This is a genomic window from Dactylosporangium sp. CA-233914 (assembly GCF_050942935.1).
GTDB lineage: Bacteria > Actinomycetota > Actinomycetes > Mycobacteriales > Micromonosporaceae > Dactylosporangium.
In genome coordinates, this window is the sequence record NZ_CP192030.1 from 6,641,696 (window position 1) to 6,665,088 (window position 23,393).

27 protein-coding genes and 1 pseudogene are annotated in these 23,393 nt (G+C 72.6%); 13 read left to right on the forward strand and 15 right to left on the reverse strand.

Annotated elements, in window-relative coordinates:
* Positions 1-262: 262 nt before the first annotated feature.
* Positions 263-406 (forward strand): annotated as a pseudogene (locus ACQPY0_RS29745) (transposase); the annotation flags it as partial.
* A gap of 49 nt (positions 407-455) precedes the next feature.
* Entirely contained in the window at positions 456-755 is a 300-nt protein-coding gene (locus tag ACQPY0_RS29750; protein WP_432995908.1) for a hypothetical protein, read from the forward strand.
* A gap of 140 nt (positions 756-895) precedes the next feature.
* Here ACQPY0_RS29750 and ACQPY0_RS29755 read toward each other — a convergent pair whose 3' ends face one another.
* The 4 genes from ACQPY0_RS29755 to ACQPY0_RS29770 all read right to left on the reverse strand — a co-directional run bounded on the left by ACQPY0_RS29755 (position 896) and on the right by ACQPY0_RS29770 (position 4,978).
* Entirely contained in the window at positions 896-1,942 is a 1,047-nt protein-coding gene (locus tag ACQPY0_RS29755; protein WP_432967495.1) for a hypothetical protein, read from the reverse strand.
* 264 nt (positions 1,943-2,206) lie between these two features.
* Positions 2,207-2,431: a hypothetical protein gene (locus ACQPY0_RS29760; RefSeq protein WP_432967498.1), complete on the reverse strand. Its 225-nt coding sequence runs from the start codon at positions 2,429-2,431 to the stop codon at positions 2,207-2,209.
* Positions 2,432-2,661: 230 nt separating this feature from the next.
* The gene (locus ACQPY0_RS29765; RefSeq protein WP_432967501.1) at positions 2,662-3,861 is read right to left on the reverse strand and encodes a hypothetical protein; all 1,200 of its coding nucleotides are present in this window, start codon (positions 3,859-3,861) and stop codon (positions 2,662-2,664) included.
* A gap of 133 nt (positions 3,862-3,994) precedes the next feature.
* On the reverse strand, positions 3,995-4,978 hold the full coding sequence (locus ACQPY0_RS29770) for a GNAT family N-acetyltransferase (protein ID WP_432967504.1): 984 nt from the start codon (positions 4,976-4,978) through the stop codon (positions 3,995-3,997).
* Positions 4,979-5,013: 35 nt separating this feature from the next.
* Here ACQPY0_RS29770 and ACQPY0_RS29775 point away from each other — a divergent pair, with 35 nt between their 5' ends.
* Positions 5,014-5,940, forward strand: a complete 927-nt coding sequence (locus ACQPY0_RS29775; RefSeq protein WP_432967507.1) for a hypothetical protein — start codon at positions 5,014-5,016, stop codon at positions 5,938-5,940.
* 67 nt (positions 5,941-6,007) lie between these two features.
* On the opposite strand, the gene ACQPY0_RS29780 is transcribed toward ACQPY0_RS29775, so the two are convergent.
* Positions 6,008-6,289, reverse strand: a complete 282-nt coding sequence (locus ACQPY0_RS29780) for an SCO0607 family lipoprotein (RefSeq protein ID WP_432967510.1) — start codon at positions 6,287-6,289, stop codon at positions 6,008-6,010.
* 19 nt (positions 6,290-6,308) lie between these two features.
* Here ACQPY0_RS29780 and ACQPY0_RS29785 point away from each other — a divergent pair, with 19 nt between their 5' ends.
* On the forward strand, positions 6,309-7,898 hold the full coding sequence (locus ACQPY0_RS29785) for a HEAT repeat domain-containing protein (RefSeq protein WP_432967513.1): 1,590 nt from the start codon (positions 6,309-6,311) through the stop codon (positions 7,896-7,898).
* A gap of 378 nt (positions 7,899-8,276) precedes the next feature.
* On the forward strand, positions 8,277-9,740 hold the full coding sequence (locus tag ACQPY0_RS29790; RefSeq protein ID WP_432967516.1) for a hypothetical protein: 1,464 nt from the start codon (positions 8,277-8,279) through the stop codon (positions 9,738-9,740).
* Here the strand turns inward: ACQPY0_RS29790 and ACQPY0_RS29795 are convergent.
* Together ACQPY0_RS29795 and ACQPY0_RS29800 are read right to left on the reverse strand one after the other, a co-directional pair.
* Positions 9,718-10,041, reverse strand: a complete 324-nt coding sequence (locus ACQPY0_RS29795; protein WP_432967519.1) for a hypothetical protein — start codon at positions 10,039-10,041, stop codon at positions 9,718-9,720. The genes ACQPY0_RS29790 and ACQPY0_RS29795 overlap by 23 nt on opposite strands.
* Before the next feature lie 19 nt (positions 10,042-10,060).
* On the reverse strand, positions 10,061-10,771 hold the full coding sequence (locus tag ACQPY0_RS29800; RefSeq protein WP_432967522.1) for an HD domain-containing protein: 711 nt from the start codon (positions 10,769-10,771) through the stop codon (positions 10,061-10,063).
* Between the two features lie 33 nt (positions 10,772-10,804).
* Between ACQPY0_RS29800 and ACQPY0_RS29805 the strand changes: the two genes are divergently transcribed.
* A complete protein-coding gene (locus ACQPY0_RS29805; RefSeq protein ID WP_432967525.1) occupies positions 10,805-11,608 on the forward strand; it encodes an expansin EXLX1 family cellulose-binding protein in 804 nt (267 codons plus the stop codon).
* Here the strand turns inward: ACQPY0_RS29805 and ACQPY0_RS29810 are convergent.
* From ACQPY0_RS29810 to ACQPY0_RS29820, 3 genes are all read right to left on the reverse strand, one after another.
* Entirely contained in the window at positions 11,605-11,958 is a 354-nt protein-coding gene (locus ACQPY0_RS29810) for a hypothetical protein (protein WP_432967528.1), read from the reverse strand. The two genes, ACQPY0_RS29805 and ACQPY0_RS29810, sit on opposite strands and share 4 nt — an antisense overlap.
* A 4-nt stretch (positions 11,959-11,962) precedes the next feature.
* Positions 11,963-12,385: a TetR/AcrR family transcriptional regulator gene (locus ACQPY0_RS29815; protein WP_432967531.1), complete on the reverse strand. Its 423-nt coding sequence runs from the start codon at positions 12,383-12,385 to the stop codon at positions 11,963-11,965.
* Positions 12,386-12,668: 283 nt separating this feature from the next.
* Entirely contained in the window at positions 12,669-13,139 is a 471-nt protein-coding gene (locus ACQPY0_RS29820; RefSeq protein ID WP_432967534.1) for a DUF427 domain-containing protein, read from the reverse strand.
* A 51-nt stretch (positions 13,140-13,190) separates the two neighbouring features.
* Here ACQPY0_RS29820 and ACQPY0_RS29825 point away from each other — a divergent pair, with 51 nt between their 5' ends.
* Complete coding sequence (locus ACQPY0_RS29825; RefSeq protein ID WP_432967537.1) at positions 13,191-14,315, forward strand: TetR/AcrR family transcriptional regulator; 1,125 nt, start codon at positions 13,191-13,193, stop codon at positions 14,313-14,315.
* Entirely contained in the window at positions 14,315-14,962 is a 648-nt protein-coding gene (locus ACQPY0_RS29830) for a lysophospholipid acyltransferase family protein (RefSeq protein ID WP_432967540.1), read from the forward strand. Before ACQPY0_RS29825 ends, ACQPY0_RS29830 begins: the two co-directional genes overlap by 1 nt.
* Before the next feature lie 127 nt (positions 14,963-15,089).
* Here ACQPY0_RS29830 and ACQPY0_RS29835 read toward each other — a convergent pair whose 3' ends face one another.
* The 3 genes from ACQPY0_RS29835 to ACQPY0_RS29845 are packed head-to-tail and all read right to left on the reverse strand — an operon-like array spanning position 15,090 to position 16,658.
* Positions 15,090-15,509: a DUF1810 domain-containing protein gene (locus ACQPY0_RS29835; protein ID WP_432967543.1), complete on the reverse strand. Its 420-nt coding sequence runs from the start codon at positions 15,507-15,509 to the stop codon at positions 15,090-15,092.
* A gap of 11 nt (positions 15,510-15,520) precedes the next feature.
* Positions 15,521-15,850: a nuclear transport factor 2 family protein gene (locus ACQPY0_RS29840; protein WP_432967546.1), complete on the reverse strand. Its 330-nt coding sequence runs from the start codon at positions 15,848-15,850 to the stop codon at positions 15,521-15,523.
* A gap of 31 nt (positions 15,851-15,881) precedes the next feature.
* On the reverse strand, positions 15,882-16,658 hold the full coding sequence (locus ACQPY0_RS29845; protein WP_432967549.1) for a hypothetical protein: 777 nt from the start codon (positions 16,656-16,658) through the stop codon (positions 15,882-15,884).
* Positions 16,659-16,722: 64 nt separating this feature from the next.
* Here ACQPY0_RS29845 and ACQPY0_RS29850 point away from each other — a divergent pair, with 64 nt between their 5' ends.
* The gene (locus ACQPY0_RS29850; RefSeq protein WP_432967552.1) at positions 16,723-17,217 is read left to right on the forward strand and encodes a MarR family winged helix-turn-helix transcriptional regulator; all 495 of its coding nucleotides are present in this window, start codon (positions 16,723-16,725) and stop codon (positions 17,215-17,217) included.
* A 27-nt stretch (positions 17,218-17,244) separates the two neighbouring features.
* Here ACQPY0_RS29850 and ACQPY0_RS29855 read toward each other — a convergent pair whose 3' ends face one another.
* Entirely contained in the window at positions 17,245-17,430 is a 186-nt protein-coding gene (locus tag ACQPY0_RS29855; RefSeq protein ID WP_432967555.1) for a carbohydrate-binding module family 20 domain-containing protein, read from the reverse strand.
* Between the two features lie 6 nt (positions 17,431-17,436).
* On the opposite strand from ACQPY0_RS29855, the gene ACQPY0_RS29860 reads away from it, so the two are divergent.
* Positions 17,437-17,571 carry a hypothetical protein gene (locus tag ACQPY0_RS29860; RefSeq protein ID WP_432967558.1) on the forward strand — a complete coding sequence of 45 codons (135 nt, stop codon included), beginning with the start codon at positions 17,437-17,439 and terminating at the stop codon, positions 17,569-17,571.
* Positions 17,572-17,581: 10 nt separating this feature from the next.
* Positions 17,582-18,406 carry a transglutaminase-like domain-containing protein gene (locus tag ACQPY0_RS29865; RefSeq protein WP_432967561.1) on the forward strand — a complete coding sequence of 275 codons (825 nt, stop codon included), beginning with the start codon at positions 17,582-17,584 and terminating at the stop codon, positions 18,404-18,406.
* A 316-nt stretch (positions 18,407-18,722) separates the two neighbouring features.
* Here the strand turns inward: ACQPY0_RS29865 and ACQPY0_RS29870 are convergent, their stop codons facing one another.
* Positions 18,723-20,186 (reverse strand): MFS transporter, encoded by a 1,464-nt coding sequence (locus tag ACQPY0_RS29870; protein ID WP_432967564.1) that lies wholly within the window; start codon positions 20,184-20,186, stop codon positions 18,723-18,725.
* A gap of 266 nt (positions 20,187-20,452) precedes the next feature.
* Between ACQPY0_RS29870 and ACQPY0_RS29875 the strand changes: the two genes are divergently transcribed.
* The gene (locus ACQPY0_RS29875; RefSeq protein WP_432967567.1) at positions 20,453-21,601 is read left to right on the forward strand and encodes a hypothetical protein; all 1,149 of its coding nucleotides are present in this window, start codon (positions 20,453-20,455) and stop codon (positions 21,599-21,601) included.
* 5 nt (positions 21,602-21,606) lie between these two features.
* Positions 21,607-23,352 carry an Hsp70 family protein gene (locus ACQPY0_RS29880; protein WP_432967570.1) on the forward strand — a complete coding sequence of 582 codons (1,746 nt, stop codon included), beginning with the start codon at positions 21,607-21,609 and terminating at the stop codon, positions 23,350-23,352.
* Positions 23,353-23,393: the final 41 nt, after the last annotated feature.

Genomic DNA, 23,393 nt, shown 5'->3' on the forward strand with positions numbered 1-23,393 from the left:
GCTGGTCTGTCTGGCGGCGGCGGTCGTGCTCAGCGCGACGAGCATGGTCCGACATCGGGCTGCTGGCGCATCAGGGCCTCGTGTTCGGTGATCCGCCGTCGGAATCGACGGTCCGCCGCGCCCTGGACGAATTGGACAACGCCTGCCTGCGCCGGATCGGTAGGGCGAGGGCGAACGTCCGTGCCCGGGTCTCGGAGTTGCTTGCCCGCCGGCCGGAAGGTTTCCGTGGCTCACCGTGGCCGGGAAGCTGTTGACCGGGTGGGTGGTCATCGATCTGGACGCCACCCTGATCACCGCGCACAGTGACAAGCAGGGCGCGGCGGCCACATTCAAGAAGGGCTACGGGCACCATCCGTTGGGGACCTGGTGTGCCAATACCGCGGAAAGCCTGGCCATGCTGCTCCGCCCCGGGAACGCCGGGTTGAACACTGTCAGTGACCATATTCGGGTGCTGGATGATGCGATTCGCCGGGGCGCTGCTCCTCGTCTACCTGCTCGCGGCTCCGGTCCGGTCCCCGGAGCCGGGCACCGATCACCCGAACGACATGAACTGCGGCAGCGTCTTCTGGTTGACCCCGCCGGAACCGGGCCCCACCGACCCCGATTACGAGTTCTACCGCGAGAAGATGGACCGCGGCTGCCGTGAGGCCCTTGTCATGAGGGGCACCACGGCAGCCGTAGTCTCGCTGATCACAGTCTTCGCCGTGGCCCTGCTTAACGGTTCTGGGCCTGCCCGGCATCGAGGCCGTGATTGATCGGCCTGAAGCACGCGAGCCAGCCGCCCAGCACGTTCCCCCGACGGCGTCGGGCGCGTGCGGGCCGCAATTGCGCAGCTTCTCGTGCGTGGGTCACCACCGAGGAGCAGCCGGTGGCGACCCACGCCGGGCGTGGAGCTCTACGCGATCGCCCTGCTCAGGGCGCGCTGGACGAAGGGGGCCAAGCCGGTGAGGTAGTCACCGCTGTTGATGACCACCCCCCTGATCGCACCCCAGGCCGCGGACAACTTGGTGCCGAACTCGCGGGTGCTTTTAGCGATCGACTTGATCACCGCCGGGATCTCGGTTTTTGCCCACTTGAGGGCATTTTCCCCGAAAGCACCGAGCCCCATCGCGACAAGGACGTTGACTATCGTGTTACCCCACTCTTCTTTGTCAGCCAGCTTGCCGTCGAACGCCTGCAGGATGACGCTCTTGGTCAATTCCCCAAGCCCGCCGGCCATGCCGCCGCAGAAACCCGTGGGAGTGGTTTCGGGCAAGGCGGCCGTGCACGCGGCAAAGGTCGTCAAAAGGGCGATGAACGCGACGGCGTTCGCGATCGTAGTCTGCCACCAATTGACTTGAGTGGTAACCTCCCCCTTGGTGATGGTGAGGGTGAGCTTGCTGCCGTCCATGGAGATCGCACCATTGAAATCGGTGTTCTCGAACCTTTCCGGGTACGGCACGTGTGCCGGCAGCGCTGCGAGCGTCTGCTGCATGTATACGCCGACACCCTTGCTCTTCGCCGCGGAGACGATCTTCTTTATTGCGTTCTTGTCGTACCCAGCGCCACTGAAGTCTTTGGTCAGGCGTATCACCCTGTTGGACGGCAGCGGGACCGAGCCCGACGTCAAACGCATGGGCGGGGTCGTGGTGGGCGGCTTCGTTGTAGCCGCCGGCCCGGTCGGTCCAGCCAGGACCAGCCCGTTGTCGGTGGCCGCAGCGGATATGGACTCATCCGCGTACGCGCTGCCTGTCACGGTACCGGCCACCAGAACCGCGGCGGCGGCCACCACCGAGACGAGAATTCTTCTCGTTCGCATACTATCCTCCTGAAACGTCACAATTTTTGTGATGCCGTTGCGACCGGGAATCGCCGCGCGTACAACGACCGAGAGATCCGCATCGCGGGCTGCGGCCTTGACGGTGCCGAAATGAGGGCTGCCCGGTTGCCCCCGCCCAGTCATCGCCCACCCGATTGAAGAATCGGGGTGTCCCGCGATGCGGCGGCGATCGGTTGTTCCGCGAGCACGGCGATCGTGCTCGCCAACATCGCCTCCTAGTTCTTACCGCGTAAGCAAAAACATAGGAGGACGCCCTTGACGGCCACCTACCGAACTCTGAATGAGCATCGGCCAGGCCCCGGTCCCGGTGTCTTCGCGAGGTAGCGGGATGACCGGATGGCCGGCTGTGAAGCGGGCACGCCGGTCCTGGCTGGAGCATGATTGGTTTCATTCGATGCTCCACAGCACGTCGGGGCCGATCTCCCGCCGGGTGATGCCGGGCTGGGTCCGGACGTCGAGGGCCGCCTCGAAGGGCGTACCGGCCACCCGGTCCCGCAGGACGACGACGCTGCGGATGCCGTACCGGTGCAGTTGTGCCAGGCTGGCCGGGCTGGGGAAGCTCCGTAGCGCGTCCCGGAGCTCCTCGCGGTCCGAGGTGTTGTAGCTGGACACCCCGTTCACCATGGTCGGGAAGCCGGCGGTCGACCACAGCAGCGCGGTGCTGTCGAAGGCGTCGTCCGTGGGGTAGCACCACGAGCGGTGCGGTGGCTGCCATCATCGCGGCCGGTTCGGTCGGCGCCGTCACGTGGGCCAGGTCCGGCAGTCCCTCGATGAGCACCAGCACAAGCAAGGGGACGGTGACCACCCGGGCCGCCGTCGCCGACCACTGCGGCAGGGTGACCTCACGGGCGGCCCGGGCCAGCCTGGTGACGAAGCCGGCGGCGAGGATCGCGAGCAGGATGGTGGACCAGAGGATCAACCGGCCCGGCGTACGGCCGCGGTCGAAGCCGGGGACGTAGAGAAAGAGCAGCCGGTAGGCGGGGCCGCGGGTGCCCAGCGCGCACAGCACCCCGAGGACGGTTCCGGCCAGGAGCAGAAGCCGTTGCCGCAGCGACCACACAGACAGGAACATCCCACCGAAGGCCAGTAGGTACAGCCCGTACCCGCAGAGCATCGCCTTCTCGTTGTGGGCGTCGCCGAGGGTCGCCCGGCCCACGGTGTTCAGGGCGCCCCAGGGCAGCGAGGAGACGGGTGCCACCAGCAGACTGCGGGGAATCGGGGAGAACTCTGCCACGTAGTCCCAGCTGCGCAGCACCTCCGGGTAGAGGTCGCGCACATGCTGATACGAGTACGCGAAGAAAAGGGTTGTCGCCGTGAAGAACAGCCCCCCGGCGAGGTCCCCCACGATCAGCCGGCGCGGCAGCGATGGGCGGCCGCGCGCCAGCCAGCCGGCACGCGAAAGCGAGCACGTAGACGAACGGCAGGCCGACGCCGAAACCCAGGCTGACCTGCCAGGCCGCGACCAGCCAGCCGGCCACCGCCCAGCCCGGCCGCACCCGCTCCCGCAGGTAGCCGCGGGCCATCGACCAGCCGTGGCCACGGGCGAGCATCGCGAAGGCGAGGGTGATCCCGCCGGTGGAGAGGATGTTCAGATGGTCGACGTGGCCGTACCGCCAGGGCGCGTAGGCGAGGGCGGCGCCCGCCACCGCACCCCCGACCCGGTTGGCACCCAACTGCCGGGCCAGCGCGTAACCCCCGAGGAACGCCAGGGCGAAGGCCAGCACGAACATGATGTTGTAGCGCAGGATCGCGGCCGTCACCCCGTCGCCGACCAGCCCGACCGGTGCGTACCCGAGCAGGGTGTCGCTGAGCGCCAAGGCGTACTTGCCGGGATAGAAAGCGTTGGTGTCCCACAAGCCGTGCAGCCCGCGCCGCAGGGCATGCCCACCCAAGGCGATCAGCCAGGCCTGCGCCGCCGGGTCCCCGACGTCCCCGACGATCGTGTGCGCCGGATTTCCGAAGGTCGCCGGTTTGATCCCACCCGAGGCCAGGTCTTTGGCGTACCACGGCAGCAGCCACGTCATCCCGATCGCGAGCAGCACCGACCCCACCGACGCCAGGGTCCACTCGTGCCGGAGAAGGGCGGCCGTCCACCTCCGCCCCACCGCGTGCCTGCTCTCCTCGGCCGCGGGTTCGACCACCCCTTCGGCGGCGACATCCGACCCTCGCGAGCCGTCAGCCGAGAGGCCGGTGACGACGGCCGCGGCCGATGCCGCCGCGCGCCGCCCAGGGCCGGTCCCGGCCACCGCAGAGGCGGGCAGGCAGGATTCGGACGCAGCGGGACCGGTCTTCTCGGCCCGGCGCTGGAAGGCACTCACCACACGCGCACAGTAGGAATCCGGACTTGACGATTACTGAATACGCCGTTGACTGGGCGCGCACGGGCCGATCGCGAGCAGCGTGCCCTACATCGCCCCCGAGATCATGCGGCACGGCGTCTACTCGGCGCGCTCCGACCTGTACGCGCTCGGCATGACGCTGTATGTGGCGACCACCGGTGGCCCGCCACAGCAGACCCCGGCCGGGCGCACCGGCACGTCCCGGCGCACGGCGACGGTGCGACGGTCGCCGGCGGCGGTGTCGCGGGCGCCGAAACGCGACGATTGAGAACATCGCGGAGTCCCGCAGCTTGCCGTCCTCGCCGGACGCCCAGGACTGCGACCAGTTGCGCAGCACGCCCTCGAACAGCGCCCCGACGCTCGCGATCGCCGCCCGGGACCGTTCGTTGCGCGCATCGGTCTTGAGGTCGACCCGGGACACGCCCCACTGCTCGAACGCGTGCGTGAACAGCAGCAGCTTCGCCTCGGCGTTGATGCCCGTGCCCTGCGCGGCTGCCCCGAGCCAGGTGAACCCGACCTCGACCGCGCACAGCCGCTCAGTGCCGGGCCAGAACCGCGGATCCCAGAACGACGTCGCCCCGACCGCCTTACCGGTGGCCTGCGACACCTGCGCGTACAGCGCCATCCGCCCAGCGCTCATCCGCTCCCGCATCGAAGCAAGATAATCGGCAATCTCCTCCGGCCGCGGCATCCACGTCCACCCGAACGTGCCCCGATCCCCGCCGGCCGCCTCCGCGAGGTCCTCCGCGTGCCGGTCCTCGACCGGCTCCAGCCGCACCAGGCGCCCTGCAAGCGGCGGCCCCACAAGTCGAAACGTCACCCGGGCATTGAACCAGGGATGCATGATTGCTGACCGTGAACGGCAATCCGGACGACCCCTGGTTCTGGACCCACGACGCCCGGCGCGAGCACGTCCTCCGCCCGCAGCGCGAGCCCTTCCGCCTGGCCCGCGTATCGTCCTACGGCACCGGCCCGCGCCGCCGCTTCGCCACCCTCGCCCACGGCGACCGCGGCCCAGCGCGCGAGACCCACGTCGACCTCACCGCGAACGAACTCGCCGCGTGTACCAACGCCATCTCGATCAGCGCCGGCGAGGGCGGCTTCACCGTTGTCGTGGAGCCCGGTCGTCCCGTCGCGTCTCGCGTCCGCTCCGGCTTGGACGAGGCCGCGGTCCGGGCATTGCTGGCGACCGGCGACCGCATTCTCGACATCGACCCGTACGAGACCCCGGACGGGCCCCGCTTCGCCGTCGTCTCCGCCGCCGACGGCCCCGCGACGCATTTCTTCACCGGGCTGACGGCGTTTCGGCTGCGGTGGGCGCTGCGCCGGGCCTGCGTCCAGCCGCTGCGCCTGCGCGCCCACGCTTTCGGCGCCCGCGACACCGCCGCCGGCGACCATCGCACCGCGGGTGACTATCGCGCTGCGGGTGACCATCGCACCGCGGGTGACTATCGCGCTGCGGGTGACTATCGCGCCGCGGGTGACTATCGCGCTGCGGGTGACCATCGCGCCGCCGCCGCCGCCGCCGCCTCTGCCGCTGCCGGTGACTGTGACGCCGCTGCTGTCGGCGACTGCCATGCTGCCGTTGCTGGTGGCCGGGACACCGCTGCTGACGTTCGTTACACCGTTGCCGCTGGCCTGTTGCCCCGCGCCCGCTGGTATGTGCACCTGACCGGTGACCAGGTCGGTCGCCGCCTTGACCGCCTCCGCGCCTGGCCCGTCGACCTGGACGCGCGGCGGACCGGGGACGGCGTCCGGTACACCATGGTCATGCAGGGCTGATTACCGTTTATCGGATTACCGGTAATTGGTAATCCGATAATTCGGGGGCGGTCACGCAGTGTGGCGGCTACTCCGAGACCACGTTGCCGTGCTCGTCGACGACCTTGGTCTGCCAGTAGCGGTGCCACTCGTCGTCCACGTGGACCGGCTCCTGGCCCGACGGGTAGCGCACGTAGCCCGCCGGCGGCTCCAGGCCCTTCGCCACGCATGCGGCGCCGGTGCGGTTGCCGACCGCCTTGACCGGGTACTCGCCGTCGCGGCACACCCGTTCGCGCATGTCGCAAGCGGCGATCGGTAGCAGAAAGACGACCATCACCGCGGCGGCGAAGCGGATGCGCGAAGCGTGCATCCCACTATCGTGTACCACGATGGCGCTCAACGACCGGCTTCGCGACGCCCTGCGCGATCCGAACGCCCTGGTGCGGCTCGATGCGGCGCGGGCGGCCGCCGGCTCCGGGGACCACCGGCTGGTCGAGCCGCTGCTGGAGGTGGCGCTGCGCGACGTGGCCGAGGTCCGCGTCGCGGGCGGGCTCGGAGACACCGTCGAGCACGTCGGCGACGCGGCCGCGGTCGCGCTCGGGGAGATCCTCGGGCGCCGCGCCGGTGTCGACGCGCGGGTCGCGCTCGCCGCCGAGGATCTGGGCTTCGACGACGACCGGGTCGCGACGCTGCTGTACTACCTCGGTCCGCGGTATGAACCCCTGCGCCAGCGGCTGGAGAGTCACCCGGAGTCGCGGGTCCGGCTGCGGGCGGCTCGGGCGGTACTGTCGATCCACCGGACCGCGGCGTTCGCGGCGAAGCTGCTGCACGACCCGTCGCCGCTGCTGCGCATGGAGGGGCTGCAGGTTCCCGCCGGCGTCCGCGACGACGAGACCTGCCTGCGGCTGATGCGCATCGACCCCGACCCGGCGGTGCGCGCGGAGGCGGCGATGCTGCTGCGGTTCACCGCCGCCGGCGTGGCGCCGTTCGCGGCGGCGGTGCGCACCGAGCCGGACCCGGGCGTGCGCGCCGCGCTGGTGGCGTGCCTGGCCCACCGGCGCCGCGATCCGGAGGCGGTGCGCGCCATCGCCGGCCTGCTCGGCGACCCGGGCACGGCGGTGCGCCGCTCGGCCGCGGAGGCACTGCGCGACGCGACCGACCCGGTGGCCGGGGCGGCGATCGGGCTGCGCGTCCTGGCCGAGCCGGACGAGGACGTGCTGGCGGAGTTGCTGCGATACCGCGGCCTGCTGCAGGACGCACCGGAGCTGCGCCCGCTCATCGAGCGCCTGCACCGGCACGCCAACTTCGACGACGACCGCCGCGCCCTCGGTGCCCTGCTCGCCGCGCGCCCGTCCGCCGCCCGGGCGGCCGGCTACGCGTCCGACGGGCGGCTGCTGCGCGAGGTGCTGCGCCAGGCCGCCGACGCGCTCGGCTCGCAGGCGCTGCGGGCCTGGCTCGACGACCCGTCCCGGCCGGTGCCGATCGGCAGCGCGGAGGTCGACGAGTGCGTGCGGGCCTGGTCGTCGCTGGATACCGAGCGGGCGATGGTGGCGGGGGAGTCGGCCGCGTACGCCGCCACGCTCGCCGACCCCGCGCACACTGTCCCCGACCCGGTCCGGGGCCCGACCACCGCCGCTCGCCGAGCCCTGCACCTGACCCAGGTCGCGCACGTGCTCACCGCCCGGCTGCTCGCCGCCGGGGCCGAGCCGCCGCCGGCCGCGCCGATCCTGCGGCTGCTGCTGCCCGGCGAGGACCCGATCGAGGCGCTGCGTTCGGTGCTGAGCGTCGAGGAGTGCCGGCGGGCCCGCAACGTGGCCTGGCTGCGGCTGCTCATGCGGCCCGCGGACGAGGCGTGGTACCTCGAGGCGCTGCGCGCCGCCGGCCCCAAGGCCCAGCCGCCGGGCGGCGAGGTCAGTGACTGGCACCTCGACCTGGCCGTCACCGCCGCCGAGGGCCGCCGCACCACCGGCTACCGCTGACCGCCGAGCGTGGCCGCGAGGTCACCGTGCGCACGGACCGTCGCGGGTGGCGGGCCCGCGCTTCCGGAGTCACTGTCGGTTGTGGACGGTTGCCCGAAGGTTACCGCGGCTGACCTTCGGCGTCCCGTCCACGCCGCACGAGACCGACCCGGTCGCGGTCGAAGTCCTCGACCTGCTCCGCGTGGCGCCGGCGGAGGTTCGCCGGCCGCGCGGTCGGAGCAAATCGGTGGCGCGGTGTAATGCCTCGCGGAGCAAATCGGTAGCGTGGCGTGATCCCTCGCGGAGCAAACCGGTAGCGTGGCGTGATCCCTCGCGGAACGGGCGATCGGCCGGCCGCGATTTCAGCGCGCCGTCAGCCCCCGGTGACAGCCTGCGCCGATGACAGTCGAGCCGGCTCTCGACCCGGCGGTGGCCGACGCGCTGACCCGGGCCGTCGGGCACCCAGCCCCGCATACCGACGCCGAACTGGCCGCCGTGGCCGACCTGGTCGTCGTCCACCCGAACGACCTCGCCGGCCTGGCCCGCTGCACCGGCCTGCGCCGCCTCACGCTGGTCGCCGGGGACGTGGCGGTGCCGAGGCTGGCCGGGCTGGTGCACGTACGGATCGTCGCGTGCCGGATCGCCTCGCTCGCCGGCCTGCTCGACGCGCCCGGGCTGCGCCGCCGCGACCTGCTGTTCAGCGCCGCGCCGAGCCTGGCCGGCAACGACGACGAGGTGCTCGCGGCCGCGGCCGGCGGGACCGTGGCCGGGGTGCCGCACTCGCGGACGGTCGCCGAGTACCGCGCCGAACTCACCGACGACGCCTCCGAGTACGAGCGCCGCCAATGCGTGCGCCTGTGGGAGCGCACTGGCGCGGTCTTCGGCGCCGGCGTACTCGTGCGCCCCGGCCCGCCGGCGCTCACCGGCAACGCCTTCGACGCCGTGCGGCTCTCCGCCGCCGACCTGGAGCGGGCGCTCGACGAGCCGGGGTTCACGCTGGAGTCGCTCTTTCAGCGGTACCCGCCGATGCCCGCCGAGATCCCGGCCCTGCTCGCCCGGGTGGCGCAGCCGCCGGGCGGACCGCTGCGCCGGTGGGCGGCCGCGGCCGAGCTGTGGCCCGACGACCGCTACGGCGCGGAGCGCTTCGCGCTGCGGTACCCCCGCGCCGGCCTGCGCACCGACCCGCGCGGCGTGCTCGACGCGGCCGCCGCGCTGTACCGCGAGCTGGTCCCGGCCCCGTTCCTGCTGCGCCCGAAGCTCGCCAAGTGGCTGCTGCTGCGGGCGACCCCGGCGCTATGCCTGGGCCGCTTCCCGGGCCGCGCCTGGCTGCTCGGCCTGCCACTGGACCCGCCGGCGCCGGACGACGTGCTGCTCGCGCTCGGCTACCTGATCGTGGGCCGCGACGCGGACCGCCCCGGCGACGTGCTCGCGGTGACGGTCGACGACGCCGAGTGCATTGTGCGCCTCGATCTGGACGCGGCCCTGGAGACGCTCGCGGGGCGCCCGAGCCCGTTCCCGGCCCTGCGCCGCGGCGGGGACCCGCCGCGGCTGGCCGGGGCCGAGTACCGCGGCTACCGCGAGCTGCTCGACGACGTGACCACCACCCGCCCCGCCCCGCGCGTGCCGGCATCGCCACCGCCTACGGCCCGTGCCGTGCTCCCGCGCGGCGTACGCCTCGAACTGCGCCGGCTACGAATCGTCTACTCAGGACGGTCCATCGTGGACACCGGCCGTGAGCTGACCGTCGCCGCGAGTGGCCGGCGGCTGCCACTGTCGTCGGTGCGGGAGGCGGTCGCCGGCTCGGACCCCCGGCGCGCGGCGGAGCTGCTCGCCGGGGTGGTCAGTCGGCCGGGCCCGGCATGACCGGCCGTAGGCGCTGGACGACCGCGGCCAGGGCCTCGCCGAAGGTGGGATCGGTCCAGACGGCGTCCTCAAGGGCCCGCACGACCCGCCGGAACGTGCCCGCGGACGGCGTCGGCGACGTGGCGGACTCCTGCTCGAGGCTGAGCAGCGCGGGGTCGTCCTCCAGCTTCGCCTGCACCAGGCCGGCCAGGCCGCGCAGCTGCTCCTCGACCGCCGGTCCGGCCGGCGCGGCCGGCTCCGGGCGGCCCCGGTCGAACAGGTGCGACGCCAGCCAGCCCACCGCGAGTTCCACCATCGTCACGATGATTACCTTCGCACATTCACCGCCCGTCAAGAATGGCCGCGAAGCGCTCCTCGGCGAGGTCGAGCTGCCGGAAGATGTGCTGTTTCACGAGCCGCGACAGGGGGGTGTCGGGCCGGGCGACGAGTTCGCGCAGCACGGGGACCATGGGGCGGTACTTCGTCGCCGACCGCTCGACCTTCGGGCCCGTGGTGTGGATCACACCGACGCCGTTGTCGGTGAAGTCGGAGACCTTGATCACCCTCGCCCACGGCTCGCGCTCCAGGCTGGCCCTGACGTGCTCCCGGTACTGCTCGTGCCGGTCGGATGACGGGTCGTACTCGGGGTTGGTGACCGCCTCGACGAGCCCGGCGGTCCGCTCGCCGAAGCGGCCGGCGAGCGCGGCGACCGCCTGCTCGATCGTCGCGCCCGGGTGGCCGGCGAGCTCGTCGGGGTGGTCCTCGACGGCGTCGTGCAGCACCCCGGCGGCGATCACCTCGACGTCGGAGACCTCGTAGTGGTGCATGATGCGGATCGCGACGCGCAGTAGGTGGTTGAGGTACGGCTCGCGCACCCGCCGGTCGTCGCGGTGCAGTTCGGCGGCGAGGTCGAGCGCGGCGGCGAGCCGGTCGCGCTCGGGCGGGGCGAAGCGCTGGATCTCGATGCGGTACCGCTCCCGAAGCCCCGCCTCTCCATAGATCTCCGTGATCGCGTGCATCGGCATGGTTCCGAGGTACGACGGGAAGTCCATGGGTATGAAATATCAGACGGTACGATCCCGGACGTGAATCGCCGTCACCTTCGCTGGATCGTGCCCGCCGCCACTGTCGTCGTCGCCTCGGTGGTGGCGGTGGTGCTCATGACCCAGGTCGGGGGCAGCGCCGCGTGTGCGGCCGGTGGCTCCGCGTCGTACTACACCGCCGGCCGCAACGGCATGTGCAACCTCGGCACCCCCGCCGACGGTGCCTACGCCGCGGTCGGCCGGGCTGAGTACGCCGGGGGCGCGGGCTGCGGGACCCTGCTCGACGTGACCGGCCCGAACGGCACGACCCGCGTCCAGGTGGTGGACCTGTGCCCGAGCTGCCCGGCCGGAAAGATCGACATCGGTAAGGGCGCCTTCCAGCGGATCGGGGCGCTCAGCGCCGGGATCATCCCGGTCGCCTACGCCACCGTCCGCGACCCGCAGGTCGGCCCGCTGCAGGTGAAGGTCAAGGGCGGCAAGGGGTACTCCTCGCTGAGCGTGGTCGTCAACAACCATGGCAACCCGCTGTCCACTGTGGAGCTGCAGGCCGGGGCGGGCTTCACGCCCCTGCGCCACGGCGAGGACAACACCTGGACCGGCCCGTCGGGGCTGTCCGGCCCGGTGACGCTGCGCATCTCCGACGTGTACGGCCACCAGGCGGTCGTGGAGAACCTGGCGCTCGGTCAGAGCGACTTCCAGCAGACCCAGGTGTCGCTCTACGGCGGCCCGTCGCCGTCGCCGTCGAGCCCGGCACCCTCCACAGTGGAGTCCTCGCCCGCGCCCGCGCCGTCGGCCGTCCCCGCCGAGATCGTCACGACGGGTGCGCCGCCGCCGCCGAAGTGTTAGCGGTGCACCGCGCCCTCCACCATCGCCACCACCGCGCGCGGGTCGTCGACCTCGATGATCAGCCGCGCGTATCGCTCGTCGGTCAGCTCGATGACGACGGCCTTGCGCGGGTCGTGCACGTCCCAGAACACCTTCTCCCCGTCGAGGTGGAACGTGCCGGCGGTGATGACGTTGGGGATGTAGGCGCCGGGTGCCCGGATGCCCTTGGGTTCGCGGGAGATCCCCGGGTCGGCGGTCGCCCCGCGCACGTTCGCGAGGGGGATCGCCAGCCGGCTCTTGAGGGCCCACAGCTTGTCCAGCCCCTCGATCTCCACGACGAGCGTCTCCCCGTCGATGCTCACGGTCGCCATCGATTCACTCCTCCATCTTGATCCGGGCCCGCAGGCGCAGGCCCAGCAGTCGATCGGTGCCCTCCGGCCCCAGTACCTCGTCGATGCGCGCCAGCGCCCCGGCGACCAGCGCCCCCACCTCGGCGTCCAGCGGAGCCTGCTCGGCCGCCGCGAGCAGCAGCAGGTCGAGCCCGTCGCCGGCGGCGAGCAGCGCCTCGGCATCGGTCGCGCCGGACAGCAGCGGTTCGAGGTCGTCGCGCAGGTAGGTGCGCAGCGCGGTGAGGTAGAGTCCGCGTTTGCTGCCGAACGTCTTGTACAGGCTGTTGCGGTGCACCCCGAGTCCAGTGACGAGGTCGTCCACCGAGAGGCCGTCGTAGGCCCGCCGGGCGAACATCGCCACGGCCTCGCGGATCACCGCCTCCTCGTCGAATCCTCGCGGCCGTCCCATGCTGTCGACGGTACAACTTTAGGAATGATCGGTCAAGAACGACTGTTCCTAAATGTGGTCCGGTCGTGCGCCTCGGCGCCGCGGGGACTGGTGCGACGTCGCCGCCGACGCCCGCCGCTGCGGCACGTGGTCTGGCGGGGCGTCAGGATCGTTTCAGCGCCACGTCAGGACCGGTTGGCAACGTATGGGTCAGCACCGCGACACGCTCCGATCGATCACCGGCCAGCTGCCCATGTCCAACGGGATCGGCCGGGGCGGGTCGCGGTGCTGCGAGCATTCCGGCTCACCAGCCGGCCGTGCCGGGCCCGCCCTTGAACGGTCCCGTGACATCCTTCGTGCGCCAGCCGCCGTAGAAGTCGCCCTCCTGAGGCGTGACGCGCTCGCCGTCGACCGTGCACTCGTCCAGTAGCGCCGGGTAGAACGCCAGGCGGCCCGTGAGCAGCTCGTACCCGCTGGACGGCTCCTCGTACGACCACGCGGCGCCGGGGACGACTGTGCCGCCGACGGTGAGGTCCCAGTACGAGGCCACGCCCTTGAACTCGCAGAACGTACGCCGTGTGGAGGGGCTCAGCGCGGCTCGGACGTCTTCGCGCGGGATGTAGTACACGGGCGGATGTGAGGTTTCCAGCACGCGTACCGCCCTGGTGGAGTCGAACACCGGCTCGCCCGCGTGGCGCGCGGCGATACGCCGGCTGGTCGCCTCCGCCCGCGGCGGGCGCGGGTAGTCCCACACGGACTCGACGGCTCTTCTCATGTGTCCATTGTCTCGTAGACAGTGTCTACGCTGGTTCGGTAGACAGTGTCTATGGACGACGAAGGGCTGCGGGGGCGGCTCATCCGGGCCGGGGTCGAGCTGGTCGACGCGCAGGGTTCGGGTGCGGTTTCGCTGCGTGAGATCGCGCGGTGGGCGGGCGTCTCGCACGGGGCGCCGCGGCGATACTTCCCGACGCACGTGGAGTTGCTGTCGGCGATCGCGCGCGAGGGGTTCGCCGAGCTCGCGGAGCGGCTGTCCACGGTTCCGGAGGGGCCCGCGCGGGCGCGGCTCGGCGGGCTGGCGCGGGCCTATCTGGCGTTCGCGGGGCAGCGGCGCGGCATGTACGAGCTGATGTTCCGCCACGACCTGCTGCGCTCGGACCATCTCGGGTTGCGTGACGCCAGCCTGCCGCTGTTCGAAACGCTGGTCGAGCTGCTGGCGGCTGCCCGCCGGGAGACTGTCGCCGCCGAAATGTCGGAAAATACGGCTATTCACCGTAGAGATATGATAAATCAGGACATTACGGCGAGCGGCGATGCGGCCTCGGAGGCCGGCCCGAACGCAGCGGCGGACACCGCGGGGCGCCCGTTTCCCGCGACCCGCGCGCATGCCACGGCCGGGCCGGGCGCCACGACGCTCGAGGAATCCGCGGCTCGCAGAGAGCCCGCGACGCATGGCGGCGGCACAGCGAGCGGACCCGTCGAGGCGAGCGCGACCCACGAGCACTTCCCGGCCGGCGGCGGGTCCGCGGCAAGTGATTGCGGCGCGGCGAAAGCGGAGGGTGGGACCGAAGTGGACGGCGAGGCGAGCGCGACTCGCGAGAGCGCCGAGGCCGGCAGGGGATTTTCGGCTCGTGATGGCTGCGTGGCGGATGTGGATGGCGGGCGCTTCTCGGCTCGTGATGGCTGCGTGGCGGATGGGGGTGGTGGGGGCTTCCCGGCGCATGATCGCGGCATGGCGGATGGGGGTGGTGGGGCTGTCGTGGCGGTGGAGTGCGGTGCGGCGGACGGGCAGGTGGCGGCTCGGGCGGCCGTGGCGGCTGGGGCGTTGTGGGCGAGCCTGCACGGCATCGCCCAGCTGTGGCACTGGGGGAGTCTCGGGCTCGCGACAGGTGCCGAGTCGCCCGACGCGCTGCTTGAGGCCGCCCTCGACGCGCACGTCGGGCGGGGTGCGTGATGCCGGTGCTGTATCGCCTCGTGCGGGCCACCGTCGGGCGGGCGCTGCGGCTCGGGTGGCGGCCCCGGGTCGAAGGCCTCGAGCATATTCCCGCCGGCGGGGCGGTCCTGGCCGGCAATCACCTGTCCGTCGCCGACGAACTCTTTCTCGGCGCGGTCGTGCCGCGGCACATCGCGTTCTGGGCCAAGGCCGAGTACTTCCGCCGGCGGCGGCTCGCCGGGGTCCTCGTGCGCGGGCTCGGGGCCATTCCGGTCGAGCGGGGCGGTGGGCGGGCGGTGCTCACCGCGCTGGACGCCGGGGTGCCCGTGCTGCGCGACGGTGGGCTCGTCGCCGTCTTCCCCGAAGGTACCCGCTCGCCGGACGGGCGCGCCTACCGCGGGCGGACCGGGGCCGTGCGGCTGGCCCGGCTGGGCGGGGTGCCGGTGGTGCCGTTCGGCGTCACCGGCACCGACCTCGTGCAGCCTATCGATGCCCGTCTGCCCCGGCGGGTGCCGGGAGTGCGGGTCGCGTTCCGGTTCGGGGCGCCGATGGACGTCGCCGGTGGATCGATCCGGGAGGCTACCGACGCGGTCATGGCGCGGGTCGTGGCGTTGAGCGGGCAGGAGTACGTTTCGGAGTACGCCCCGATGCTGCGGCTCGGGCGATGAACGAAAAACCAGATGAACGAAAAACTAGATGAACGAAAACTAGATGGCTGCGGTCTCGCGCGCCGCTCCGGTTGACCACGCTACAGCACGCTGCCAAATCTCAGCCGCCCGCCTCACCCCGCGTAACCTACAGGCGACGGACCGTTTCCGCGTCCTCGGCGCCATCGTAGTAGCGGTCCAGGACGCGTTTGAAACGGTTCTCGGCCGGCTCGGCGTGGGCGAACAGCGTCATCGACGAGCGTAGCTTCATCGCGTCGACCGGGCCGAAGATGTCCTCCGCCGTGTGGAGCGCGTCGGCCAGCAGCGCGTCCGTGCACTCCAGCAGGCGGGGGCCCAGCACCGGGTGCTGCAGGTACGCCCGGGCCTCCTCGAGGGAGCGGATGGCGTAACGCTGCGCCATCGAGCTGTGGCCGAGCCCCTCGACCTGCGGGAAGACGAACCACATCCAGTGGCCGCGCTTGTTGCCGTCGCGCAGTTCGCCGAGCGCGTGCGCGTACACGTGCTCCTGCGCGTCGACGAACCGGGACAGCTGGTACGGATCCTCCATACCCGCCAAGACTACGCAGGCGCGTCGAACTCGGCCGTCAGCTCGGCGATCCGCCCCGCTGACCAGCGCACCCGCAGCGTTCCGCCGCCGCCCTGGGACCAGGCGACCTTCGCCACGTCCTCGTCGCCGGCGGACTCCACGGAGGTGACGCTGAGGGTGTCGTCCGGGGGCGCCGCGGTGTACGCGGCCGTGATCGCCTCCCGCCCGACGTACGGGCTGGCGGGGTCCCCGGCGATGCTCAGGGTCGCGTTGTCGCCGAAACGGGCCAGATAGCCGTCCCAGTCACCGGTCCGCACGCCGTCGTTGAACAGCCGGCACTGCTCGAGCACTCGCTCTGCCATGCCGAAGGTGTACCAGAACCATTGAACGATGTCACTCCTGCGGCGGGGGCTGGGTCGGGTCGACGCCGCGCCGGAACGCCGTCGCCTGGGCGGCGGTGCGGGTCGCGCCGATCGCCAGCGCCCAGCGTTCGATCTCCGCGGCCAGGGCCACCGCGCCGGCCTCGTCGCCGGCGTCGCGGGCCAGCACGGCCAGCAGCATCTGCTGCGACAGGGTGCCGGCGACCAGGCCCGCGCGGGCGCCGGCCTCGGTGGCGTCGCGCCAGCGGGCCAGGGCGTCCTCGTGGTCGCCGCGGTCGTGGGCGTGGTCGCCGAGGTGGCGCTGGGCCTCGCGGCGCAGCAGGGGGTCGGCGTCGGAGTTGGCCAGCGCGATCGCGTAGTGCGGCGGCGCGTCCGCGCGCTCGGAGAAGACGTTGTCGCAGATCAGCCCGAGGTACATGTGCGCCCAGCCGAGCCGGGTCGCATCAGGTGCGGTGGCCGCGAGGCGCTCGGCGCGCTGCCGTACCGCGGAATCCTTGCGGCGGCGCATGGCGGCGCGGTACTCGTACCGCAGCCACGTGAACTCCAGGTCCCAGCGGCCCTCGGCGTCCAAGCCGTGTTCGTCCACTTCGGACAGCCGGGCCGGCCCGTCCTCGATGCCGGTGAACCAGCCCGCCTCGACGGCGATGTCGGCTGCGGCCAGCGCGATGCGCGGGTCACCGGGGGATGCGGCGTCGAGCAGCCCCGTGGCCTGCTCCCAGCGCGCCGCACCGGCGAGGCCTCGGGCGGCCGCGAGGAGCGTGGCCAGGGGAATGGTGACGGTGTCGGTCATGGCGCCGACGGTAGTAATCGAAAAAACTATCCACAAGAAAACTATCCCGCGGTACCGTCGGTGCGTGGAGGACGCCGCCGATCGTCACGTCGACATCTGGGCCCACGAGCTCGCCGCGCTCGACCCCGTGGCCGAGGCCATCTTCGTGCGCCTGTCGATCCTCGCCCGGCACCAGGCCCGGCGCCGCCGCGAGGGGCTGGCCGCCGGTGGGCTGCAGTACTGGCAGCTCAAGGTGCTGTTGCTGCTGCGGCGCAGCGGCCCGCCGTACACTCTGAGCCCCTCGGAACTGGCCTCCCAGACGGGGCTGACCCGCGGGGCGCTCTCGGCGCGGCTGGCCGCCATCGAGGAGGCGGGCTGGATCGTGCGGGAGCCCGACGCCGCCGACCGGCGGCGGGTGCACGTGCGGCTCACCGAGTCCGGCAACGCGACGCTGGAGCGCCACCTCGGCGGCGAGGAGCGCGGCGAGGCGGCGCTGCTGGCGCGGCTCAGCCCGCGGGAGCGCCGGACGCTGGCCGACCTGCTGCGAAAGATGGTCCTGGCCACTGCGGACGACGGGTGAGCGACCCGTCGTCCACAGTGGACGAACCTACTTCCAGGAGGTGTTGACCATCTGCGACGTGGTGGCCGTGTTCAGGATGCGGTTCGCGCCGCTCTCCCAGGTCACCGAGCCGTCGGTGTTCTTCTTGATGAACTTGTACTCCACCGCAGTGTTGGCCGGCAGTGTCACCGTCCTGGTCCAGTTGGCGCCGGCGGCGGCCTGCGCTTCGCCCACGTCGAGGTGGACGCGATCGCGTTCTGGCGCGAGACCCACGACGAGCGCCTGCTGATCCTCGCCCGCCGCGCCGCCGGGCGACGGCCCGACATTTCAAATCTGGTCCTGTCCGGCCGGATTCTTGTCGTACCCCCGGTCTAGGGTCGCGGGCATGGACGACCTCGAGTTCTACCGCACCCAGAGCCCGGTCACCGACCCCGGACGCCCCCTGGACCTGCCCGCGGACCCCGGCACGCTGGCCAAGGTCGTCGGGGGAGTGCTCGTCCACCGCGACTGGGCCGCGACGTTCGGCGTCGACCTGCCCGAGCATCGCCGCGACGAGGCCGACATCCGCTTCGTCGCGGCGATGCTGGAGCGCCTCGGCTCCCTCGACGAGCGCCCGCCCTCGGCCCGCCTGGCGGTGACCTGCCGCGACTTCGTGGTCCTGCTGGTCGCCCTGCTCCGCGCGTGCGGTATCCCCGCCCGGGCGAGGGCGGGCTTCGCCGGCTACTTCGTCGACGGCTTCAACGACGACCACTGGGTGGCCGAGGTCTGGCAGGACGGCCGCGGCTGGTATCTGCTGGACGCCCAGGTCGCCGGCGGCCCGCCGGGCATCTACGACACCGGCGACCTGGACCCGCTCGACGTGCCGCGCGACGGCTTCCTGGTCGGCGGCCAGGCCTGGCAGGAGTGCCGCACCGGGCGGCGCGACCCGGCGACGGTGGGCGTGCGGTCCGCGGGACTGTCGGGCCTGTGGGAGGCCCAGGGCAACGTGGTCCGCGACCTGGCCGCGCTGGCCGGGGCCGAGGTCCTGCCGTGGGACAGCTGGGGCATCATCCCGGCCCACTACGACGAGCTGCCGGAGCCCGACCGCGCCCTGCTCGACCGCGTCGCCACGGTGAGCACGGCGGGCGGGCCGCTGCGGGCGGCCCGCGAGGCCCTGGGCTGGGACCCGCGCCTGGCGGTCCCGCCGGAGCTCACCCGACGTCCCGCTTGAGCAGCGGCTATCGGCGGCTGCGCGGGCGACCGGCGTCACGGCCGCGGCCGGCGTGAGGCTGAGGCCGGGACAGTGGGGCGGTCATGAGCCGCACCCCACCGTCCGAGACGCCCCGGCGCTGGACGAACCGTTCCAGCACCTGTCCTCCCAGCGCCGCCACCTGCGCGGCCAGGGCGTCGAGCCGGGCCTGGTAGTCGCGGTCCTTCGCCGAGAACAGCCCCCACCAGGACCACAGTGCGCAGAGCGGTCACCGCCCGCAGAGGTCGCTCGCCCAGCGGCGTGGGAGGGCTGCGCAGGGTCGTGCGTCCGGCCGTGGTCAACTTCGGCCGGCGACCGCGGTGAGCTCGGGGGTCTGCGCCGCCTCCGGCTCGATCTGGGTGTGCTCCTCGCGGGCCGGGTCGGCGCGGCGGTGGCGCGGGATGAGCAGGGCCACGGCGACCGACAGGGCGGCGGACACCGCCAGGGCGACGAAGGCCGCCGTGTAGGCCGGCTCCGTCGGCAGGCCGTCCACGCGCAGGTCGCCGGTGACGATCGAGCTGACCACGGCCGTGCCGATCGAGGCGCCGATGGTGCGGATGTTGGCGTTCATGCCGCTCGCCGCGCCCGTCTGGGCCATCGGGACGCTGCGCACGATGAGGGCCGTCATCGAGGCGTACGCCAGGCCGATGCCGATGCCGAAGACCACGCCGGCGACCGCGATCTGCCACGGGTGGGCGTGGGCGAAGGCGAAGGAGGCGGTGGACGCGGTGGCCAGCAGGGAGCCGGCGATCACCTGGACGCGGCTGGGCAACCACGCCGCGATCTGGCCGCTGAGCATGCCGGCGACCGCCATCGTGGCCAGCATCGGGACCATGAGCAGGCCCGCCTCGCCGACCGAGGCGCCGAAGCCGTAGCCGGTGCTGCTCGGGACCTGGAGGAACTGCGGCAGGAAGGCGAACACCCCGTACATGCCGGCGCCGAAGAGCAGGGCGACGACGTTGGTCGTCCACACCGCCGGCAGGCGCATCATGCGCATGTCGATGAGCGGGTTGCGCGAGCGGAACTCGACCGCCACCCATGCGACGGCCAGCAGCGCGGCCGCGGCGAGCAGGCCGATCGTCAGCGGCGAGCCCCAGCCCCAGGCGTTGCCCTTGCTCAGCGGCAGCAGCAGGGCGGCGAGCCAGGACGACAGGAGCACCGCGGCGAGCCAGTTGACGCGCCCGGCCGAGCGCTGCGGCGACGGCGGCACGAACCGCCAGGCCAGCAGCCCGGTCACCACGACGACGCCGAGCGGGATCCAGAACAGCCAGCGCCAGTTGAGCGCCGCGACGACCGGGCCCGCCAGCACGATGCCCAGGCCGCCGCCGAGGGCGATCACGGCCGACATGGCGCCGACCGCGGAGACGACCCGGTCGGGCGGGAACTCGTCGCGGATGATGCCGAACGACAGCGGGAACAGCGCGCCGCCGAGGCCCTGGATCACCCGCGCGGCGATGAGCACGCCGATGTTCGGGGCGAGCGCGGCCAGCAGGCAGCCGAGCGCGATCGCGGCCAGCGCCGCCAGCAGCGTGCGCTCCTTGCCGACCATGTCGCCGATGCGGCCCATGAGCGGCGTGGCCACCGACGCGGCCAGCAGCCAGGCGGTCAGCACCCAGGTCACGGTGTCGGCCCCGGTGGAAAGGTCCTTCTGCATGACCGGCAGCACCGGGCTGACCAGGGACTGCAACATCGCGAAGGCCGCCGTGGACGACGCCAGGACGCCGAACGTCAGCCGGTACGAGGACCGGGAAACCTGAGGCATGCCTCCACACTATCGGAGGCTGTCCTCCGGAAGACGTGGAACGGATGTGATGGGGGTCTCCACCCGGTCAGCGCGGCGAACTCTCACCGCCGCCGCCGGAGCGCCGGCGGGTACACCCGGAATGGCTACGGTCGTTCGGGCGGCGGGCGCGCCGGACGGTCAGCAGGCGGTGACTGTAGGGATCGGACCTGCGCGCGGGCGTTGAGGCCGGTGGGGCGGATTGCTACAACAGGGGCACTCAATCCCCGAGGTCCTGTGAGGCGCCTGTGTTCGGGCTCGATTCACTGCTCGTCGCCGTCCTCGGGGGATTGACGCAAGGAATTATCGGCCGGGCCCGGGACATCATGCGCAGCCGCGACGACCGGCGCGCGTTCGCCGAGCGGCAGCAGCTGCTGAGCACGCTGCGCCGGGAGGAGCAGAAGCTGCAGAGCGAGCAGCGCCGGGCCGAGCGCGAGGTGCAGAGCATGCTCGCCGAGCGCCAGGCGCGCCGCGACCACGGCCGCGCCGTCGAGCTGGTCAAGTTCGAGGCGATGGCGACGGTGCACAAGCAGCGGGCGGCCATGCGCGAGGCGCGCACGCCGTTCGAGTTCGACCGCGACGAGGTCCGCCGGGTGCTCGACGAGAAGCTGCGCGGCGGGCAGCCGGTGCTGCTCATCGCGCCGTTCTTCGACGACGCCCAGCAGGGCCCGCAGTTCGACGTGGCGCTGCGGCGCACGTGGGACTCGCTGCCCTGGAACGACAGCCTGGCGATTCTGGCCGGGCTGTTCCGCCGGCCGCTGCAGCAGGCCGACGTCGACCTCATGACGATCCGCGACGCCCTGCAGGGGCGCCCGGCGGTGCTCATCCACGGCGACATCCAGGCCGGCCGGCGCGTCTGGACGTCGCTGCTGGGCTTCGGGCTGACCTCCGGCGGCCCGGACGACCTGCTGAAGGTGAACCTGCCGAAGCTGAACCTGCCCGACCCGGGCTCCGGCGGCGACGAGCTGCTCGCCTTCCAGGACCAGCTGGCCGAGCTGTGCGGGACCGTCGCCGGCGTGTTCGGCGACTGGTACCACCTGCTGCGCAGCGGCCGCCCGCCGCGCGTGCACCTGCAGTGCGAGGACGAGGCAGTACGCCGCAGTCTCGGCGCCGCGCTCGCCGGGGCCTACGACCTCGCCGCCGCCGGCGGCCGGCTCGGCCAGGAGGAGGCGAGCCTCGGGCAGGCCCGGGTGCTGGCCGAGAGCGGCCTGAGCAACGCCGCCGTCGCGATGGCCGGCACCGTCCCGCGGGCGGCGATCGCCGGCAACCAGGCCCTGCGCGACGGCTGGGCCGGCATCGAGGAGCTGACCGGCCGCGACCTGAGGCTGCCGCCGAGCGGCCCCACCGACACCGACCGCACGAAGGCGGAGCGAGCCGCCGACTTCTTTCTGGGGTAGCCGCGATGACCAACCTCCGCGCCCAGGCGCACCAGCCGCAGCGGGCCCGCCGCCCCCGCCACGCCCGCCCGCGAGTGGCGGCCGCCATCGACTTCGGCACTCACGGCAGCGGCTTCGCGTGGGCGTTCACCAGCGAGCAGCAGCGGCCGATCGCCGAGCGCCGGCTCACGTTCCACATGGAGTGGATCGACCAGCCGGCGCCGTACGTGAAAACCCGAAGCGCCCTGCTCGTCGACGCCGGCGGCAAGGTCCTGGACTGGGGCTTCGCCGCCGCCCGCCGCTACAAGCTCGAGTCGCGCGGCGGCACCGACATCGGGCTCGAGCACGGCTTCAAGATGCGGCTGCCCGAGGGCGACCCGGCCGCGGCGCGGCTCGTGACGCGATACCTGCGGGAGCTCTACCACTACGCGGTGGACCGGATCACCGACGAGGCGCAGGTCCGCGAGGACGAGATCCGCTGGTGCGTCACCGTCCCGGCGATCTGGCGCGACCGGGAGCGGCACCTGATGCGCGGGGCGGCGGTGGCCGCCGGAATGCCCGACGACGTGCGCCGGCTGCTGATCGCCGTCGAGCCCGAGGTCGCCACGCAGTACTGCCAGGGGCACCTGCAGCTGTCCGCCGGGGCCGACGGGGAGCAGGAGCCGGGCGAGTCGGCGATGCTCGTCATCGACGCCGGCGGCGGCACCGTCGACCTCAGCTCGTTCCGCATCGACGCCGCCGGCTCGCTCACCGAGCTCGGCCACGCCTCCGGCGGCCCGCACGGCGGCACCTTCGTCGACCGGGCGTTCCTGGTCAACGTGCTGGCCAAGCGCATCGGCGGGGACCTGCTGCACCGGCTGCAGGTCGACCTGCCCGCGGCGGTGCTGGAGATCCTGGACAACTGGGAGCGGGACAAGCGTTTCTTCGACCCCTCGCGCGGGGCGCCGTTCAACCTGCCGCTGCCCGTGAAGCTGTACCAGCTGCTGTCCTCCGAGGGCCGCCTGGCCCGCTTCGCCGCCTCCCAGCAGGGCGTCGAGGAGCCGATCGTGCTGAGCAACGCCGAGGTGAAGGCCGCCTTCGACGAGGTCGTCGAGCCGATCCTGGCCCTGGTCGACGAGCACCTGGCGCGGGTGGGCGCCGGCCGGCTCGACCACGTGTTCCTCGTCGGCGGGTTCGCGCAGTCGCCGTACCTGCGCAGCCGGCTCACCCAGCACCTGCACGGGCGGGCCGCGGTGCAGGTGCCGCCGAACCCGGCCTCGGCGGTGCTGGCCGGCGCCGTGCACTTCGCCCTCGACCCCGACGTCGTCATCGCCCGCAAGAGCCCGCGCACCTACGGCATCGCCACCAACCTGCCCTTCGACGACGCGCTGGACCCGCCGGAGCGGCTGCTGCCGGGCAACGACAACGGCCGGCGGCTGTGCATGGACCGGTTCGAGGCGATCGTCAAGCGCGACGACCTGCTGCCGGTGGACACCGAGCGCAAGGTCACCCTGTTCCCGGTCAGCGACACCGAGACCGAGCTGGAGCTGGTCATGCTCGGCGCCGAGGCCGCCGACGTGCCGCGCTACGCCGACGACCCGCAGGTGCAGGTGCTGGGGACGGTCAACGTGCCGATCGGCCCGGCGAACGGGCGGGCGGCGGCCGAGCGGGGCGTGGTGCTGACCCTGGCGTTCGGCGGCACCGAGATCGCGGTCAGCGCCGTCGACGCGGCCAGCGGCCGCACGCTGCAACACCGGATCATGTTCGCGAGCATGGGCAGGGGCGGGGCATGAGCGGTACGGAGCGAAGCGGCGCCTGGTCTGGGTCGATCGGC